Below are 18,664 nucleotides of genomic sequence, written 5' to 3' on the forward strand. Positions count from 1 at the left end.
AAGAAAAAATTGTTCTAAAACCAATCGAAATCTGGGTGTGTTTGGTAGACATTTTTTGATTTCTTGACACTAAAAAAATCTAAACGTATGTTCTAAACGATGTTTTATTACAGCTGTAAATACTGAAGATGTCCCAACCTGATACTATCGAGAGAATTCTCGACGCTGCTGCCGCTCTGTTTGCTGAGCGCGGTTATTCCGAAACCTCCCTGAGAACCATTACTACTACTGCGAACGTCAATCTGGCGGCAGTGAACTACCACTTTGGTTCCAAAAAAGCCCTGATCCAGGCTGTGTTTTCACGTTATCTCGCGCCGTTTTGTGAGTGCCTGAATTCCAATTTGGATGCACGGGAAAAAGCCAGTGATCAAGCCATCCATGTGGATGAGGCCATTCAAATATTGTTCTCCAGCTTGTTTCAATCCACTGAAGCCATTGGTGGTGGGCTAGAGCCGTTTATGCGTCTTTTAGGACTGGCGTATGCTCAGTCGCAGGAACATTTACGCCATTTTATTATTGAAGAGTACGGCGATACCTATCGCCGCTTTATGGAAATTCTTCAGGCCGATATGCCGGACGTTGATCCGGTGGCTTTTTACTGGCGGCTTTATTTTATGTTGGGGGCGACTGTTTTTACCCTGTCGAGTTACAATCCCATCAACAATATTTCCAAAGCGGATTTCGGTGAGGAGCGCAGTATCAAAGAGGTGGTTTCGCTGTTGGAGCCCTCGATCAGTACGCTGCTGCGTGCCGATGATGCCGAGCGTTAAAACCAGCGTTTAATTCATCAATTTAGAGAGAATCATGTTGTCCGGTCCATTGATTGTAGATTTGGAAGGTTTAAGCCTGTCCGCCGATGAAATTAGCTTGTTGCAGAAACCTTGTGTCGGAGGTGTGATTCTCTTTTCCCGAAACATTGGTAAGTATAATGAGTTGATCGCCTTGATTACTCAGATAAGACAGGTTCGCAGTGATCTGTTGATCTGTGTTGATCAGGAAGGTGGTCGAGTGCAGCGCTGCCGCGAGGGCTTTACCCGCATTCCTCCGATGCAGGTATTCGATGCTCATTATCAGTCGAATCCCATTGAGGCGCTCAAACGTGCCCGTGACTGTGGCTGGCTGTTGGCGGCTGAAGTGATTGCCGCTGGTATGGATTTCAGTTTTACCCCGGTGCTGGACGTCGATGATGAATTTTGCAGTGTGATTGGTGATAGAGCGTTTTCAGCCAACCCTGAAACCGTTCTTGAACTGAGCTCGGCTTTTATCGTCGGCGCCCACGAGGCCGGCATGAAAGTAACGGGCAAGCATTTTCCAGGTCATGGCTCGGTTAAGGGTGACAGTCATTTGGAGCTGCCAGTTGATGATCGCGCTATGGATCAAATTCATCAGAAGGATTTACGGACATTTGCAGAGCAGATGCAGGGTGAGGCGAGATTGGATGCGATCATGCCGGCTCATATCCTGTTCCCTCAGATAGATTCGCAGCAGCCTGTAGGTTTTTCCAGTTTGTGGTTGCAGTCGATCCTGCGTGAACAATTGGGGTTTGAAGGCGTTATTTTCAGTGACGATCTGACTATGGAGGGTGCTGCGGTGGCAGGTGATTATCCGGCAAGAGCGCGGTTGGCGCTGGAGGCTGGCTGCGATGTAATTCTGGTTTGCAATAATCGCAAGGGTGCTCTAGAAGTATTGAATTTGCTCGAGCAGTCCCCGGAGTTGTGTGCACTGCCCAGAGTTAATTTGCAGGTGATGCGCCCGAATAAAACCTGGAATAAAGATGAACTTCAGGCCTCTGAGCGTTGGCGGGAAACCAGAGATTGGTTGCTGACGCAATAAATGCGACAAAAAATTAACTCCAGCAGAAAAACCTCAAGAGCAAACAGGAGCAGGCACGATGCAGGACTGGATTGAAGACGTTATGGGGCAGGGCGATTACTGGTACGTTCACATTTTTCTGGTGGTGTTTGTCACCCTGGTGGCTGCTTATATCTGTCGCAAGTTGCTTGACCGGTTGATGGTCAAAGCCCATAGCACTCACAACCTCTGGGATGATGCACTGGTCGGTGCTGCGCAACAGCCGTTGCGGTATTTTATCTGGCTGATTGGTTTGTCCATTGCCGCGCAGTTGACCATGAAACAGGCGGACAGTGATCTGTTGCAGTTTATCGATCCGGTGAGAAAAATTGGGGTGGTTATTTTACTGGCGTGGTTGCTGGTAAGGGTGATTCGTCGGGTCGAGAATAATCTTATGGACCCGGAGTTTACTCAAAAGCCCATGGATGAAACGACGGTGTCGGCCATGGGCAAGTTGCTCCGGGTCTCGGTCATCATCACTGCGGCTCTGGTTATCATGCAGTCGTTGGGATACAGCATCTCCGGGGTGTTGGCCTTTGGCGGTATTGGTGGTATTGCCGTGGGTTTTGCTGCCAAGGATTTACTGGCGAACTTTTTTGGTGGCCTGATGATCTATCTCGATCGGCCTTTCAGTGTTGGTGACTGGATTCGATCTCCGGATCAGGAGATTGAGGGAACAGTGGAAGATATCGGTTGGCGCCTTACCCGTATCCGCACCTTTGATAAGCGGCCGCTCTATATACCCAATTCTTCCTTTACTCATATCTCGGTAGAAAATCCATCCCGCATGACCAATCGCAGGATCTATGAAACCATTGGCATTCGTTACGATGATGCCGACAAGATGGCAGATATCATTGCTGAGGTAAAAACATTCCTGCGTAATCATGAGGCCATTGATACCAATCAGACTCTGATTGTGAATTTCAATAAATTTGCCGCTTCCTCTCTGGATTTCTTTGTGTATACATTCACAAAGACAACCGACTGGGTGACCTATCACGAAATCAAGCAGGAGGTGTTGTTGGGTATCCTGGCTATCATTGAGCAGCAGGGTGCCGAGTGTGCTTTCCCAACTTCGACATTGCATGTGCCCGAAGACGTTTCTGTCGTGAGTGGAGGCGTTGGTTAGATATTATGGCAAAACGAATTGCGCTGATTGGTGGATCCGGATTGAGTCACGGTCTCAGCGGCTTTGATGTGGCTGAGGAGCGACCAGTTGATACAGTCTATGGCCAAACATCTGCACCGCTGCAGTTTGGCCAATTGGCCGGCTCGGAGATGGTTTTTTTGCCTCGCCATGGTGGTTCACATTCGCTGGCCCCTCACAAAATCAATTATCGGGCAAATGTCAGTGCGTTGCAGCAGTCGGGAGTGGAGCGCATCGTGGCCGTCAATGCTGTCGGTGGAATCACCAAAGACATGGGGCCTGGCGTGATTGCCATTCCGCACCAGTTGATTGACTACACCTGGGGAAGGCAGAGCACTTTTTTTGATGGCGAGCACAACCCATTGCAGCACGTGGATTTTTCCGATCCCTACACAGCAGAATTACGGCAGCTGTTGTTGGCTGCTGGCAGCAATGCAGGAATTCAGTGCGTTGATTACGGTGTTTATGGTTGTACTCAGGGGCCGAGACTTGAAACAGCCGCCGAAATAGAGCGAATGCGTCGCGATGGTTGCGATCTGGTGGGTATGACAGCCATGCCGGAAGCGGCATTGGCGCGTGAGATGGGTATCGAATACGCCGCGGTTTGTCTGGTTGTAAATTGGGGGGCAGGCTTGCAGGACGAGCCCATTACGATGGCACAAATACAACACTGTCTTGATCAAGGGTTGGGACAAGTAGGGCAGTTATTGCATAGCTTTTTGTCACTTGTTGACTAGTTTTTCTTTACATGTATTTTTTTTTGTCTTAAAAATGTCTCTCTGCAATCGGCCGCACCGATTGTCATAACCATATTAATTAGAATAACGAGGTTGCAAGGAAATGTCTGATCGTCAGGTTGGTACCGTGAAATGGTTTAATAATGCCCGAGGCTATGGCTTTATTACCCGTGAAGAGAACCCGGATGATATTTTTGTTCACTACAGAAATATCGAAGGCGAAGGGTATCGCTCACTTAATGAGGGTCAGTCAGTTGAGTTTGATTTGCAGCAGGGTGAAAAGGGATTGCAGGCTGAGAAAGTTGTCTGCCTTTAAGCCCGGTTAGATTGAAATAAAAAACGCGAGCATTGCTCGCGTTTTTTATTGTTGCCGGTATGGCTAGTGCTGCAGTTGCGGGCTTATGAGTTAATGGCCGGCTGCTGTTCCATAATCGTGTCGTCCTCTGCTTCGGTTTCAGGCAGTTCGTAGGGGACGATATAGATCACCATGCCAATCACTGGGTGATCAACATAGTGGATTTCCTTGCTGCGCATCCGGCGCTTCTGTTTCATGGTGATCACCCGGCGGGTGATGTAGGGTTGCTCCAGAATTTTTTCATACTCACTGGCGGTGACTTCAATCCTGTCCCAGGGGGACTCGGATTGGTCGAGAAAATCTAATTCACCGGTTTCAGGGGTCAGGCTGGGTAGTGGTGGCAGTGGTGGGTAGTCATTGGATTCCTGACCATAATTGTTTTCAAATTCTGTAAACCATAAGTTGGTCTTCAGATGCAGGTAGCGAGCGACACTGAGATTGATGCTGCCTTCAAGTTCAAAGTGTTCTCCATATTGCCTGCCCCCTTGGATTAACAGTGATGGTGCCTCGTCAGCTCCCCATACCTGCTGGCGCCAGGCTTGATGATAGAGGATGCGATGTTTGGGGGAGCGCTCCAGATCTCGGACATTGTTACCCAGTAATCTCTCTGCCTCGGGCAGGCTGAAATAAGGTTCAGTGGCCAGTAACAGAGTCGGGTCGGGGTGTTCACTGGTTTGCACTGGTATGGCTTGTGATGAGGGTCGATTCGGCACAGTTTCCTGAGTTGTCAAAATCGGATTCAGGCTGGAAAGTTTTTTCCAGTTGGGCGGGTAGGCCAGAGCTATGTTGGTTGGCCAGGTTTCTTCTGCCGCAGTTTGGTTGGGTTGGGTGAACAGCAGTATTTCTACCTGAAACCAGCGGCCTTCATTGCCATGCCTCTGAGCTTCGGCTTCAGGGCTTTCCGCTTGTGGTGAAGGGGTTTGTGCCAGACTGATCCCAGTGCTGCAGATTGTCAGACAAACAGCACGTAACAAGACCGTTGGTGCCTTGGTCAATCTTCTCAGCCCTTGGGTGGTAAATGGTTTCAATGGGTGGTCCTTTTTGGGAATCTTTTTTTCTGTACGCAGCTGTAGTCTTGAGGCCGTCAGGTTGTGTTCAGGAGGCCTGCTTCAGCCTCGCCAGCAATGATTCGACATTATTAATGCGGGATTCCGGGTTGTCCATGTCCAAATCAAATTTCAGAGCACTGGCCCCTTCCAGTCGATAGTGTTGCGGTTGGGTCTGTACCATTTTGACAATGGTGAGAGGGTCGACTTCCGTCACGCTGCCAAATTCAATCTTGCCTCCTTTCTGACCTGCTTCCAGTTTCTTGATCCCCATCTGATGGGCTTTGAGTTTGATGCTGGCAACCTTGAACAGGTTCTTGCAGGGCTCCGGCAGCAGTCCAAAGCGGTCGATCATCTCTACCTGCAACTCTTTCAGGGCGGTGTCGCTGTCTGCTGCAGAGATACGCTTGTACATCATCAGTCGAGCGTGAACATCTGGCAGGAAGTCGTCGGGTATCAGTGCCGGCAAGCGCAAGTTGATGTCGATGCCCGTATCGATGGCGGCATCGGCGTTAGGTGTCTTGCCTTCTTTGAGTGCTTTCACGGCACGATCAAGCATGTCCATATACAGGGTAAAACCGACCGCTTGCATTTGTCCGCTCTGCTCATCGCCGAGTAGCTCGCCGGCGCCCCGAATTTCCATGTCGTGAGTGGCCAGAGTGAAGCCTGCACCCAGATCAGTGGTTTGGGCAATCGCGTCCAGGCGCTTGATGGCGTCTTTGGTCATGGCTTTTTTATGAGGCGTTAGCAGGTAGGCATAGGCCTGATGATGAGAGCGACCTACCCGGCCCCGCAGCTGGTGCAACTGTGCCAGGCCAAATTTATCGGCGCGATCAATCACAATGGTGTTGGCGTTGGGGACATCAATACCGGTTTCGATGATGGTGGTACACACCAGTACATTAAAGCGTTTGTGGTAGAAGTCGGACATGACTTCTTCCAGTTGGCGTTCACGCATCTGGCCGTGGCCAATACCCACGCGGGCTTCAGGGATCAATTCTTCCAGTTCGCGGGCGGTTCTTTCGATACTGCTGACTTCATTGTGCAGGTAGTACACCTGTCCGCCGCGGAGAATTTCCCGCAATATGGCCTCTTTAATCATGTTGTTGTCCGACTGGCGGACAAAGGTTTTAACCGACAGTCGTTTCGCTGGTGGTGTGGCAATGATCGACAGATCGCGAATGCCGGACATGGCCATATTCAATGTGCGTGGTATGGGGGTCGCTGTCAGAGTCAGAATATCCACTTCCGAGCGCAGGCTCTTGAGGCGTTCTTTCTGGCGCACACCAAAACGGTGTTCTTCATCAATAATCAGCAAGCCAAGGTTCTGATAATTGAGATCGCTTTGCAGTAGTTTGTGGGTGCCGATCAGAATGTCTACCTTGCCGTTACTGAGGCGGTTTTGAATTTCGCGAACTTGCTTGTCGGTTTTAAAACGGGAAATGACTTCAATGGCTACCGGCCAGTCGGCAAAACGATCGCGGAAATTCTCATAGTGTTGCTGGGCCAACAGGGTAGTCGGGACCAGCATGGCGACCTGCTTGCCGCTGTAGGCGGCAATAAATGCTGCGCGCATGGCAACTTCAGTCTTACCAAAACCAACGTCGCCGCACACCAGGCGATCCATGGGTTGCGATGAATACATGTCTTTACAGACAGCCTCGATGGCATTTTGCTGGTCGATGGTCTCTTCAAACGGAAACCCATCGGCAAAGCGACGATAAGCTTCCATTTGATGATCGAAGGCATGGCCTTTGCGGGCTGCACGGCGGGCATAGATGTCCAGTAATTCTGCCGCGGTATCGCGCACTTGTTCCGCCGCTTTCTTTTTGGCTTTCTGCCATTGCTCGCTACCGAGTTTATGGAGTGGTGCGTGCTCCGGGTCGGCACCGGAATAGCGGCTGATCAGCTCAAGACTGGATACCGGGACATAGAGTTTGGCGCCATTGGCGTATTCCAGAGTTAAAAACTCATTGGTTTCGCCGTCATGGGTGATGGTTTCAAGCCCGAGGTAGCGGCCGACACCGTGATCAATGTGCACAACCGGGGCGCCGATGCTGAGCTCGGTGAGGTTGCGAACAACGTTCTCAGCCTGTTCGCCCTGTTTTTGGCGGCGCCGACGCTGTCGCACTCTGGTACCAAACAGCTCGTTTTCAGTGAGCAGGGTGAGCTTAGTGTCAATCAGGCTGAACCCGGCTTCCAGGGTTGACAGGATGATGTGGCAGGGCTCATCGGAGGTTTCCAGCTCTTGCCAGTCGTTGAGTTCTCTAGGATTGATTTTGATGCGCTGTAGCAGCTCCAGCAAGGCTTCACGACGACCTGGGGATTCAACACAGAACAGGGTTTTGTGGTCGGTGTCCGTCAGGTACTGCTGCAGCTTGTGCAGCGGACTTTCCAGTTTGGCGTCAATGGCGACGTTGGGAGGCAGGGTGACCGGCAGGTTGTGTTTGCCCTGACTTTCAATCAGCGGCTCATTGGAGAGCTGAACTCTAGGGTAGTTGTTGAGCTGTTGAAACACATGGTCGGTCGGCAGGAACATCTCAGCCGGTTTTAGAATGGGGCGCTGCACATCACCACACAGGCTGTCGTAACGCTCGGTGACTTCATGCCAGAAGTGATCCGCTGCCTCGCTGATCTTCTGGTGCAGAAAAAACTGGCTGTTGTCTGGCAGGTAATCAAACAGCGTGCTGCATTGGGCATAGAACAGGGGCAGGTAGTATTCAATGCCTGCCGGGCTGATGCCAGCGCTGATATCCTGATATACCGGGCAGTTCTTGTGGTCGACATCGAAGCGATCGTGCCAGTTGTCGCGAAAACGAGCGATCCCGGCCTTGTCCAGTGGGTATTCCTTGGCGGGCAGCAGTTCTATTTTGTCGAGGCGCTCAGTGGTTCTCTGGGTTTCGGGGTCAAAACTTCTCAGCGATTCGATTTCGTCGTCAAACAGATCGATGCGAAAGGGAATGTCGCTGCCCATGGGAAATATGTCAACCAGAGAGCCTCTTACTGCAAATTCGCCATGTTCGTAGACGGTATCTACGCAGTGGTAGCCTGAATTCTCAAGCTGTGCGCGCATGATATTGATGACAAACTCCTGCCCGGGTTTCAATATCAGGCTGTTACCGGCTAAAAAGGAAGACGGTGGCAGGCGGTGCATTAAGGTGTTGACTGGTACTACCAGTACGGCCCGCTTTAATTGCGGTAGTTGGTAGAGGGTCAGCAGGCGTTCGGAAATGATGTCCTGATGTGGTGAGAAGTGATCATAGGGGAGTGTTTCCCAGTCCGGCAGGTTTACCACCGGGATATCACTCTCCTGGCCGAAGAAAAAAGCCAGTGCGGATTCAGTGTTTCTGGCGCTTTGCGTGTCCGGTGTCAGGACTACGGTCAATCCCTGATGTTGTCGGGCCGATTCATAAATGGCCAGTGACAGGGCATCTCCTGACAGTTTTCCCCATTGCTGCTTGTCGCCAGCTTGGCCTTGAGTAATATGGTCGGGAAGTAACAGGTTGTTGGTGCTGAAAGGCATACGGGAAATCGTCAAGGTGTCGGAGTATTAAAAAGGCGCTTATTGTAACGGTGAAAGAGATTATGCGGAAAGGATTTGTCCTATTCTACGGGTTGAAATTACTGCCGGATTATTCGCTTGGCATTCAGACTCTGCTTTTAAGTCTGATGTTGGTTTTGTTGACGGGCTGCAGTGCCCAGGGCGGCAGCTTTGATCTGAAGGGGCTGGCAAAATCTGATATTGACCTGGTTGCTGATGCCCATCGTCGTGCCAGCGAGGTCATGGTCATGGGGCTGCTGGAAAAGTTCTACAAGCGTAACCCCCGTGAATTGCGTAAACACAAGGGGGTGACTCTGGCGCAGCGTCAGGAGCAGTTTAAGAAACGCCAATACGATCAGGCTTCCATGGCCAATTTGAATGGAGTTAGGGGGATTGATCTGATTCGATTGGCCTTCTCCGACAGTTATCGAGGAGACCGGGTATTTGCCCTGATGCTGGGTACGCAGGATATGATCGATGAATCCTACGGTGGCAAACATGAATTTTTTATCCTTGATGACCTCGACCAGCAAAAACTGTATCACTCAGCTCGCAATCTTGAAGTGGTGGCCTGGCTGTTGAGATCCAGCAAGGATTCAACCGGTAAACCACTGATTCTTGCCAACAGTTATGACCCGGATAATTTGAATCTGAGCTTCGAGCGCCTGTATGGCCGCCTGATTGGCAATCAGGACATGCTGGCCATCATCATTTCCGGCGATACCCAAAGAGCTATTAACAAGGTGGCTCACTCTGTTGTCAGTATGACCCTGATGCCGCTGTAATCTGTTTGTCATAATTTTGCTGAATGTTGACCATTTTTTGATCTTGCGGCTTGCGTGCCACAGGGCTTGTAAGGATAATGGCGCCCGCATCGCATCGGGCCGATATATTTGAGCTATTGTTGATGCTGAAACGAATAAAACTGACTTCAACTGAAGGTACAAGACTGTGAGTATGAGTAGACCTAAGCCAGACGATTACTTCAAGGACTGGAAAGAGCGTGAAGCGCTTGCTGAGAGCATGATCCCGATGATCGGCACTCTGAACCGTGAGAACAACGTAAGCGTCTATGTCTATGGTAAGCCCCTGGTTAACCGTTCTGTAATTGACATCATGAAAGCTCACCGTTTTGTTCGTCAGGTTGAGTCCAATGAATTGTCCGAATTTGAAACCTTCCCCATCGTTGAGGCCCTGACGAAGCTGGATCTTGGTCACGCCCATATTGATGTTGGCCAGTTGGCTGTGCGTTTTATGGAAGAGGGCAATGGCGCTGACGTGTTGGATTTTGTCAAAGCCAACGTTGAAGGCGCTATCGATAGCACCGATAAGCCTCTGGCTGAACCTCAGGATGTGGTTTTGTATGGCTTTGGCCGTATCGGTCGTCTGGTGGCTCGTTTGCTGATTGAGAAAGCCGGTTCCGGTGATGTCCTGCGCCTGCGCGCCATTGTGGTTCGTAAAGGCAAGGCTGAGAGTGATCTGGTTAAGCGTGCCAGCCTGTTGCGCCGTGACTCCATTCACGGTTCTTTCAAGGGTACCATCCGCGTTGATGAAGAGAATGACACTCTGGTTCTCAATGGCAACGAAGTGAAGATCATCTATGCCAACTCTCCAAGCGAGGTGGATTACACCGCTCACGGTATTCACAACGCCATTGTTGTTGATAATACTGGTGTTTGGCGCGATGAAGCTGGTCTTAGCCAGCATTTGGAGTGTCCAGGTGCCGCCAAAGTAATCCTGACTGCTCCAGGTAAAGGCGACATCAAAAACGTTGTTTACGGTATCAACAACAACGTTATCACCCCCGATGACAAGATTTTGTCTGCCGCATCCTGTACCACCAATGCCATTACTCCGGTTCTGAAGGCGTTGATGGATGAATATGGTGTTGAGCACGGTCACGTTGAGACCGTTCACGCTTACACCAACGATCAAAACCTGATCGACAACTACCACAAGGGTGATCGTCGTGGTCGTGGCGCTGCCATGAATATGGTTATTACCGAGACTGGTGCGGCTAAGGCTGTTGCCAAAGCTCTGCCAGAATTGAAAGGTAAGCTCACAGGTAACGCCATCCGCGTTCCAACGCCAAACGTATCCATGGCGATTCTGAACCTGAATCTGGGCAAGGAAACCACCACTGAAGAGCTGAATGAGTACATGCGTGAGACCGCGCTGCACTCACCGCTGCGTCAGCAGATCGATTTCACCAATTCGCCAGAGGTTGTATCCACAGATTTCGTAGGCTCTCGCCACGCCTGTGTATTTGATAGCCGTGCCACGATTGTCGATGGTAATAATGCGGTTCTGTACTGCTGGTACGACAACGAGTTTGGTTACAGTTGTCAGGTTGTTCGCTGTCTGGAAGATATGTGTGGCGTGAGCTACAAGATGTTTCCGTAAGCACTGCTTACAGCGATAAGTATGAAAAGGCCGCTTACCTCAGGGTGGGCGGCCTTTTTTTGTGGGTGTGCGTTTTTTGTTCTGGTTGTGTGACTGCTACCTAGTCTTTGGTCTAAGAGATTGAGTTAATTGACATTTTTGCAACAAAAAGTGATGCAAATGTGCCATTGCCACTGGTCAGACGGGTCGGTCATCTCTATAATCTGCGGCGCTATATTCTGGGCTTGGCGAAGGTGGGCGTGCCTGATTGCCGCAGATCCCGGAAGGCAAATGCAAATTCAAGGTATTCGACTAAACTGAGGTTACTCAAGCCCGACGATTATGGCCATTCGATGCCGTTCGGGGACCAATCGAGCTTTTTATTGCATTTGCTCAATAACAAGAATTGAGATCGCGTCGCAGCTGTTATCAGGGTTGTGGCGCGTTTCCATGCTTTTAAACAAGTGATTAGGCAGAGACGTATGACAAAGATCCGTCGGGGGTTGGATTTACCCATATCCGGTGCTCCCGAGCAGACCATCGTTGATGGGCCTGAGATCCGTTCTGTTGCTGTTATTGGTGCTGATTACCACGGTATGAAGCCCACTATGGCAGTGCAGGTCGGAGATAAGGTGAAGCTCGGGCAGCTTTTGTTCACTGACAAGAAGACCGAAGGCGTTCGTTACACCGCGCCTGCAGCTGGTACCGTTGCCGCGATTAATCGTGGTGCGCGCCGTGTGTTGCAGTCCGTTGTGATTGACGTGGAAGGAGATGAGGCTGAGAGCTTTGCTCAATATGATGCCGATGCTCTGGCTTCTTTAAGTGATGAGCAGGTTCGTGAGAATCTGGTGAACTCAGGTTTGTGGACTGCATTGCGCACACGTCCATACAGCAAGGTTCCCGCCATTGATTCCAAACCTAACTCCATTTTTGTAACAGCCATGGATACCAATCCGCTGTCTGCAAATCCGGAACAAATTATCGCTGAAAAACGCGATGACTTTGTTAATGGCCTGACCCTGTTGTCCCGTTTGACAGAAGGCACTGTCTACGTCTGTAAGGCTCAGGGTGCTGAAGTCTTTACTGGCAATAACAGCCGCGTCAGCTCTCAGGAGTTTTCTGGTGTTCACCCAGCCGGTAATGCCGGTACTCATATCCACACTCTGGATCCAGTGAGTGCTACCAAGACGGTCTGGACTGTTGGTTATCAGGATGTGATTGCTGTTGGTCAACTGTTTACTACCGGCCAGCTAAACAGCCAGCGCGTTGTGGCTCTGGCGGGACCTCAGGTAGAAAAGCCGCGTCTGGTTCGCACTCGTTTGGGTGCCAGTCTGGAAGAATTGACGGCAGGCCAACTGAAGGCCGGCGAGAATCGTGTCATTTCCGGTTCTGTGTTTGGTGGCCGTACCGCCGCAGGCGCTTTTGCCTTCTTGGGTCGTTACCATAATCAGATTTCTGTTCTGGCCGAGGGCCGCAGTCGTGACATGCTGCACTATCTGCGTGCCGGTTTTGATCGTTTCTCTACTTTGGGCATCTACATTTCCAGTCTGATGCCGGGTAAGAAGTACGACTTCGATACCACCACCAACGGCAGTGAGCGCGCCATGGTGCCCGTAGGTAACTACGAGCGCGTGATGCCGCTGGATATTTTGCCAACCCAATTACTGCGTGCGCTGATTGTCGGTGATACCGATACGGCTCAAAAGCTGGGTTGTCTGGAGCTGGATGAAGAGGATTTGGCCTTGTGTACCTTCGTTTGTGCAGGTAAGTACGAGTACGGTCCCATCTTGAGAAATAACCTGACTCGCATTGAGAAGGAGGGTTAAGCCATGGGTTTGCGTAAAATCCTCGACGATATGGAGCCGCATTTTCACAAAGGCGGCAAGTACGAGAGCTGGTATGCTCTGTACGAAGCAGTGGATACGGTTTTCTACCGTCCATCCGATGTAACCAAAACTACCTCCCACGTTCGTGACGGTATTGATCTCAAGCGTATGATGATCACCGTTTGGATGTGTACTTTCCCTGCCATGTTCTATGGCATGTACAACGTAGGTATGCAGGCGAACACCATTATGGTGGATTTGGGTCTGACTCAAATCGGTAACTGGCGCGATCTGTTTATTGGCAGCTTCGATCCTGCCAGTACCTTTGACAATATCTGGCACGGAGCTTTGTACTTCCTGCCGATCTACGCGGTGACCTTTGTTGTCGGTGGCTTCTGGGAAGTATTGTTTGCCATGAAGCGTGGTCACGAAGTCAATGAAGGCTTCTTTGTGACTTCCGTACTGTTCGCCTTGATCTGTCCACCGGATTTACCTCTTTGGCAGGCCGCTCTCGGTATCAGCTTTGGTGTTGTAATCGGTAAGGAAGTCTTTGGCGGAACCGGTAAAAACTTCTTGAACCCGGCATTGACTGGTCGTGCGTTCCTGTATTTTGCCTACCCAGCCTCTATGTCTGGTGATGGTGTTTGGACTGCCGTTGACGGTTACACCGGTGCAACCGCTTTGTCCATCGCTGCTTCTGACGGTATGAACGCTTTGCAAAGCCAAATTACCTGGTTTGATGCCTTCTTCGGTAACATTCAGGGTTCTATTGGCGAAGTGTCCACGTTGGCAATTTTGCTGGGTGGTGTAGTTCTGGTCACTATGAAGATCGCTTCTTTGCGCATCATTCTGGGTGTGATGTTGGGTATGTTCCTGACTTCTACGCTGTTCAACCTTGTGGGCAATCCTGAGACTAACCCGATGATGGCCATGCCGTGGTATTGGCATTTCGTTATTGGTGGTTTTGCTTTCGGTATGATCTTTATGGCGACAGACCCTGTGTCTTCCTCCATGACCAATGCCGGTAAGTGGTGGTTTGGCGGTCTGGTTGGTTTTATGACCGTGCTTATCCGCGTGGTAAACCCGGCATTCCCAGAAGGCATCATGCTTGCGATTCTGTTCGCGAACCTGTTCGCCCCATTGATTGACCACTTTGTTGTTCAGTCCAACATCAAGCGGAGGTTGGCACGTGGCTAATAACGATACTATTGGAAAAACAGTCACAGTGACTTTGGCACTGTGTATTGTCTGTTCGATTGTGGTTTCTTCTGCGGCAGTGTTACTGCGCGATATGCAGGAAGCCAACAAGGCGCGCGACTTTAAACGCAATATTCTTCAGGCTGCTGGCTTGTACCAGGATGGTGTGACGATCGAAGAGCAGTTTGAGTCGGTGACTACCAAGGCTGTTGATTTCTCAACCGGTAAATTTACCGATGCGATCGACGTAACGTCCTACGATCAGGCTAAGGCTGCTAAAGATCCTGCCTTGTCCACCAAGCTTTCTGGTGATGTCGATATCGCCAAGATTGGTAGCCAGGAAAATATTGGTCTGGTCTACATGGTTGAAAAAGACGGCGCTCTGGACAAGATCATTCTGCCCATCAAAGGCTATGGTCTCTGGTCAACGCTCTATGGCTTTATGGCTCTTGAAGCTGACGCCAATACCGTTGCCGGCCTGGGTTTTTACCAGCACGCTGAAACTCCGGGACTGGGTGGTGAAGTTGATAATCCTAACTGGAAAGCCCTGTGGGTTGGCAAAAAGGTTTATGCCGACAGCGATGTTGCTATTTCTGTAATCAAAGGTAAGGCACCTGCTGGCGACAACCACAAAGTTGATGGTTTGTCCGGTGCTACTCTGACTGCTCGTGGTGTTGATAACCTGGTCAAATTCTGGATGGGTGACAACGGCTACGCAGGCTTCCTGAGCAACCTTAAGAGTGGAGAGGCTTAATCATGAAAGCTAAAGAGTTACTGTTTAAGCCAATTCTGGATAACAATCCAATTGGCCTGCAAATTCTGGGTATCTGTTCTGCTCTGGCTGTAACCAGCTCCCTGAATGTGACCTTGGTAATGTGTATCGCTCTGACTTCGGTTGTAGCGTTCTCTAACCTGTTTGTATCTCTGGTTAGAAATCATATCCCCAATAACATCCGTATCATTGTGCAGATGACCATTATTGCCTCTCTGGTGATTGTGGTGGATCAGATCCTGAAAGCCGTAGCCTACGACATCAGTAAGCAGTTGTCGGTTTTTGTTGGCCTGATCATCACCAACTGCATCGTGATGGGTCGCGCTGAAGCCTTTGCCATGAAAAATGCGCCGGGGCCAAGCTTCCTGGATGGTATTGGTAATGGTCTGGGTTACAGCTTCTTCCTGATCATCATTGCCACATTCCGTGAGCTGTTTGGTGCCGGCAAGTTGTTTGGTATCGAGATTTTGCCTCTGGCCACCGAAGGCGGCTGGTATGTACCAAATGGCATCATGCTGTTGCCACCGAGTGCGTTCTTCATTATTGGTCTGATTATCTGGGCCATCCGTTCAGCCAAGCCTGAGCAAAAAGAAGAGCCAGAATTCAAAATTTGTCCGAATACGGTTAAGGAGGCTTAATCATGGAACATTATTTAAGTCTCTTTGTTCGTTCGATTTTCATCGAGAACATGGCGCTGAGCTTTTTCCTGGGAATGTGTACCTTTATCGCCATCTCCAAAAAGGTAGAAGCCGCTATTGGTCTGGGTGTCGCCGTAGTTGTGGTGTTGGCCATTGTTACTCCTGTTAACAATATCCTCTACAACTATGTACTGGCTCCAGACGCGCTGGTTGAAGGTGTTGATCTCAGCTTTCTGGGTCTGATTACCTACATCGGCGTTATCGCTGCGATGGTGCAGATTCTGGAAATGGTTCTGGATAAGTTTATGCCGGCGCTTTACAACGCTCTGGGTGTGTTTTTGCCTCTGATTACTGTGAACTGCGCCATCATGGGTGCCGTATTGTTTATGGTAGAGCGCGATTACAATCTGGCCGAGTCTGCCGTGTTCGGTATCGGTTCTGGTGTGGGTTGGGCTCTGGCCATCACTGCGTTGGCTGGTATCAACGAAAAACTGAAATACAGTGACGTCCCTGGAGGCCTTCAGGGTCTGGGTATGATCTTTATCACCGTTGGACTGATGTCTCTGGGCTTCATGTCTTTCGGTGGCATCGACCTGTAACCAGCGAGGTATAAAAACATGGATATGACAATTGTTTTAGGTGTGGGCATGTTCACCGCCATCGTACTAGCGTTGGTGTTTGTGATCCTGGGTGCTCGTGCCAAGTTGGTTAATTCCGGCGATGTTAATATTGAAATCAATGGTGAGAAGACTCTGACCGTTCCAGCCGGTGGTAAGCTGCTGCAAACTCTGGCTGCCAACGGTCTGTTCCTGCCTTCTGCTTGTGGTGGTGGCGGTAGCTGCGCCCAGTGTAAGTGTATTGTTGAATCGGGCGGTGGCTCCATGCTGCCAACCGAGGAAAGTGCGTTTACCAAGCGTGAAGCCAATGAGGGCTGGCGTCTGTCTTGTCAGGTTCCTGTTAAGCAGGACATGCAAATTGAAGTTGAAGACGATGTCTTTGGTGTGAAGCAGTGGGAATGTACCGTTGAGTCCAATCCTAATGTGGCCACCTTCATTAAAGAGCTGACTCTGAAGCTGCCTGAAGGTGAAAACGTAGACTTCCGCGCCGGTGGTTACGTTCAGCTGGAAGCGCCTGCCCACCATGTCAAATTCTCTGATTTTGATGTCGAGGATCAGTACCGTGGCGACTGGGAGCACTTCGGTTTCTTCAATCTGGAATCCAAGGTGGATGAGCCGATCATTCGCGCTTACTCCATGGCTAACTACCCGGAAGAGAAGGGTGTGGTTAAGTTCAATATCCGTATTGCAACGCCACCTCCGGGCTCTCAGGGTATCCCCCCCGGTCAGATGTCCTCTTTCGTATTCAGCCTTAAGCCAGGTGACAAGATCACTGTATTCGGACCGTTTGGTGAATTCTTCGCCAAGGATACCGATAACGAGATGGTCTTCGTTGGTGGTGGTGCGGGTATGGCGCCTATGCGCTCCCATATCTTTGATCAGCTGAAGCGTCTGAAGTCTGATCGCACCATGTCTTTCTGGTACGGTGCGCGCTCTCTGAAAGAGCTGTTCTATCAGGACGAATACGACATGCTGGCCAATGAGAACCCGAACTTTACATGGCATGTAGCCATGTCGGATCCTCAGCCTGAAGACAACTGGGAAGGCCTGACCGGCTTTATCCACAACGTTCTCTATGATGAGTATCTGAAGGACCACCCGGCGCCGGAAGATTGTGAGTACTACATGTGTGGGCCTCCAATGATGAACGCCGCCGTGATCAAGATGTTGAAAGATCTTGGCGTAGAAGACGAAAACATTCTGTTGGATGATTTCGGTGGTTAATCGTTATTCGAACGATGCAAAGAAGGGGTCAGCTAAGCTGGCCTCTTTTTTGTTGGGCGCATTATTCTTTTTGCTGTTGGGTTGCAGTGAGCAAGCTCGTGAGTTTTCCAGTTTGTCTGGCGCTACCATGGGAACCACCTACCACATTACGGTGGTGGCAAAATTGTCGACTCAAGAGCAAAGCGAGTTACAGGTCCAGATTGATGATCGCCTGAAGGGGATTAATCAATCCATGTCTACCTATATTGAGGATTCAGAACTTTCCATATTGAATCGATCAGCGATTCAGCAATGGCAACCCGTATCCGGGGAGTTGTTTGACGTACTGGAGATGAGTCAGCAACTGCATCAGTTATCTTCCGGAGCTTTTGATATTACGGTTGGCCCCTTGGTTAATCGCTGGGGCTTTGGGCCCGGATTTACCATTGCCAAGGTACCGGATCAGGCTGAGATAGAGCACATTTTGTCCATGATCGGTGCGCAATACCTGCAGTTGGATAGCAATGGCAGTCAGGCTTTGCGAGATATTCCCATTGAGCTTGATCTCAGTGCCATTGCGAAGGGCTATGGGGTCGACAAAGTGGCTGAGTTGCTTGTGGCAAAAGGGTACAATGACTTTTTGGTCGAGATCGGTGGGGAAATCCGGGTCTCCGGCCTAAATAAATTTGGCAATGCGTGGCGAATCGGGATAGAGCGACCCGTGGCCAGTATGGAAAAGCTGGTGCAAAAATCCATTGCCGTTTCGGATTATGCCATTGCCACTTCCGGTGACTACCGAAATTTTTATGAAGTTGCTGACAAGCGTTACAGTCATACCATTGATCCGAGAACCGGTTTTCCGGTTGAGCACAATCTGGTTTCCGTAACCGTTCTGGACCCGCTCTGTGCCAGAGCGGACGGCTTGGCAACCGCCTTCAATGTCATGGGACATGAGAAGGCTCTACTATTGGCTAATAGCGAGGGAATCGCTGCCTTTTTTATAATTCAGACAGAGTCGGGTTTTCAGGAATTCAGCTCGGATGCGTTTAAACGTATTGCCGATGCCGGATAACCACTCTGAGTGTTCGAGGTTGTTATGCAGACACTACTTTTTGCTTTTTTTGGTTTGTTGTTGATTATCGTGGCTATGTCCGTTGGCGTACTGATGGGGCGTAAGCCGATATCGGGTTCCTGCGGCGGTGTTGGTGCGGCTCTTGGGGAGAAAGATTACACCTGTGACATCTGTGGTGGTGATCCGAAGAAGTGTGATGAGCAGCAGGAACTGGAAAAGCAAGCCAACGATTTATCTTACGACGCCAGTAAAAAAGACTGAGGGCGTTATTCAAAAA

At 50.2% G+C, this 18,664-nt stretch carries 17 protein-coding genes; 15 read left to right on the plus strand and 2 right to left on the minus strand.

The window, feature by feature from the left end:
- Positions 1–128 precede the first annotated feature (128 nt).
- The 5 genes from ACPXV9_RS14390 to ACPXV9_RS14410 all read left to right on the plus strand — a co-directional run bounded on the left by ACPXV9_RS14390 (position 129) and on the right by ACPXV9_RS14410 (position 4,054).
- A complete protein-coding gene (locus ACPXV9_RS14390; RefSeq protein WP_423898447.1) occupies positions 129–770 on the plus strand; it encodes a TetR/AcrR family transcriptional regulator in 642 nt (213 codons plus the stop codon).
- A 34-nt stretch (positions 771–804) separates the two neighbouring features.
- Complete coding sequence (nagZ, locus tag ACPXV9_RS14395) at positions 805–1,833, plus strand: beta-N-acetylhexosaminidase (RefSeq protein WP_423898450.1); 1,029 nt, start codon at positions 805–807, stop codon at positions 1,831–1,833.
- Positions 1,834–1,891: 58 nt separating this feature from the next.
- Positions 1,892–2,983 carry a mechanosensitive ion channel family protein gene (locus tag ACPXV9_RS14400; protein WP_423898452.1) on the plus strand — a complete coding sequence of 364 codons (1,092 nt, stop codon included), beginning with the start codon at positions 1,892–1,894 and terminating at the stop codon, positions 2,981–2,983.
- A 5-nt stretch (positions 2,984–2,988) separates the two neighbouring features.
- Entirely contained in the window at positions 2,989–3,738 is a 750-nt protein-coding gene (locus ACPXV9_RS14405) for an S-methyl-5'-thioinosine phosphorylase (protein WP_423898455.1), read from the plus strand.
- 103 nt (positions 3,739–3,841) lie between these two features.
- The gene (locus ACPXV9_RS14410; protein WP_423898458.1) at positions 3,842–4,054 is read left to right on the plus strand and encodes a cold-shock protein; all 213 of its coding nucleotides are present in this window, start codon (positions 3,842–3,844) and stop codon (positions 4,052–4,054) included.
- Positions 4,055–4,137: 83 nt separating this feature from the next.
- Here the strand turns inward: ACPXV9_RS14410 and ACPXV9_RS14415 are convergent, their stop codons facing one another.
- Both ACPXV9_RS14415 and mfd read right to left on the minus strand, forming a co-directional pair.
- Positions 4,138–5,121 (minus strand): CsiV family protein, encoded by a 984-nt coding sequence (locus tag ACPXV9_RS14415; RefSeq protein ID WP_423898461.1) that lies wholly within the window; start codon positions 5,119–5,121, stop codon positions 4,138–4,140.
- 67 nt (positions 5,122–5,188) lie between these two features.
- On the minus strand, positions 5,189–8,662 hold the full coding sequence (gene mfd / locus ACPXV9_RS14420) for a transcription-repair coupling factor (RefSeq protein ID WP_423898463.1): 3,474 nt from the start codon (positions 8,660–8,662) through the stop codon (positions 5,189–5,191).
- Positions 8,663–8,724: 62 nt separating this feature from the next.
- Between mfd and ACPXV9_RS14425 the strand changes: the two genes are divergently transcribed.
- The 10 genes from ACPXV9_RS14425 to nqrM all read left to right on the plus strand — a co-directional run bounded on the left by ACPXV9_RS14425 (position 8,725) and on the right by nqrM (position 18,648).
- A complete protein-coding gene (locus ACPXV9_RS14425; RefSeq protein WP_423898464.1) occupies positions 8,725–9,465 on the plus strand; it encodes a hypothetical protein in 741 nt (246 codons plus the stop codon).
- A gap of 172 nt (positions 9,466–9,637) precedes the next feature.
- Positions 9,638–11,083: a glyceraldehyde-3-phosphate dehydrogenase gene (locus ACPXV9_RS14430; protein ID WP_423898466.1), complete on the plus strand. Its 1,446-nt coding sequence runs from the start codon at positions 9,638–9,640 to the stop codon at positions 11,081–11,083.
- Positions 11,084–11,544: 461 nt separating this feature from the next.
- Complete coding sequence (locus ACPXV9_RS14435; RefSeq protein ID WP_423898468.1) at positions 11,545–12,888, plus strand: Na(+)-translocating NADH-quinone reductase subunit A; 1,344 nt, start codon at positions 11,545–11,547, stop codon at positions 12,886–12,888.
- 3 nt (positions 12,889–12,891) lie between these two features.
- Complete coding sequence (locus ACPXV9_RS14440) at positions 12,892–14,085, plus strand: NADH:ubiquinone reductase (Na(+)-transporting) subunit B (protein ID WP_423898471.1); 1,194 nt, start codon at positions 12,892–12,894, stop codon at positions 14,083–14,085.
- On the plus strand, positions 14,078–14,839 hold the full coding sequence (locus ACPXV9_RS14445; protein WP_423898474.1) for a Na(+)-translocating NADH-quinone reductase subunit C: 762 nt from the start codon (positions 14,078–14,080) through the stop codon (positions 14,837–14,839). The genes ACPXV9_RS14440 and ACPXV9_RS14445 overlap by 8 nt, the downstream gene beginning before the upstream one ends.
- Before the next feature lie 2 nt (positions 14,840–14,841).
- Positions 14,842–15,495: an NADH:ubiquinone reductase (Na(+)-transporting) subunit D gene (locus ACPXV9_RS14450; RefSeq protein WP_423898477.1), complete on the plus strand. Its 654-nt coding sequence runs from the start codon at positions 14,842–14,844 to the stop codon at positions 15,493–15,495.
- Positions 15,496–15,497: 2 nt separating this feature from the next.
- On the plus strand, positions 15,498–16,094 hold the full coding sequence (gene nqrE / locus ACPXV9_RS14455) for an NADH:ubiquinone reductase (Na(+)-transporting) subunit E (protein WP_423898479.1): 597 nt from the start codon (positions 15,498–15,500) through the stop codon (positions 16,092–16,094).
- Between the two features lie 18 nt (positions 16,095–16,112).
- Positions 16,113–17,336: an NADH:ubiquinone reductase (Na(+)-transporting) subunit F gene (nqrF, locus tag ACPXV9_RS14460; RefSeq protein ID WP_423898481.1), complete on the plus strand. Its 1,224-nt coding sequence runs from the start codon at positions 16,113–16,115 to the stop codon at positions 17,334–17,336.
- 49 nt (positions 17,337–17,385) lie between these two features.
- The gene (locus ACPXV9_RS14465; protein ID WP_423898483.1) at positions 17,386–18,387 is read left to right on the plus strand and encodes an FAD:protein FMN transferase; all 1,002 of its coding nucleotides are present in this window, start codon (positions 17,386–17,388) and stop codon (positions 18,385–18,387) included.
- Between the two features lie 24 nt (positions 18,388–18,411).
- On the plus strand, positions 18,412–18,648 hold the full coding sequence (nqrM, locus tag ACPXV9_RS14470; RefSeq protein WP_423898484.1) for a (Na+)-NQR maturation NqrM: 237 nt from the start codon (positions 18,412–18,414) through the stop codon (positions 18,646–18,648).
- Positions 18,649–18,664 lie beyond the last annotated feature (16 nt).

The sequence above is a fragment of the Candidatus Pelagadaptatus aseana genome, assembly GCF_040362265.1.
Lineage (GTDB): Bacteria > Pseudomonadota > Gammaproteobacteria > Pseudomonadales > Cellvibrionaceae > Pelagadaptatus > Pelagadaptatus aseana.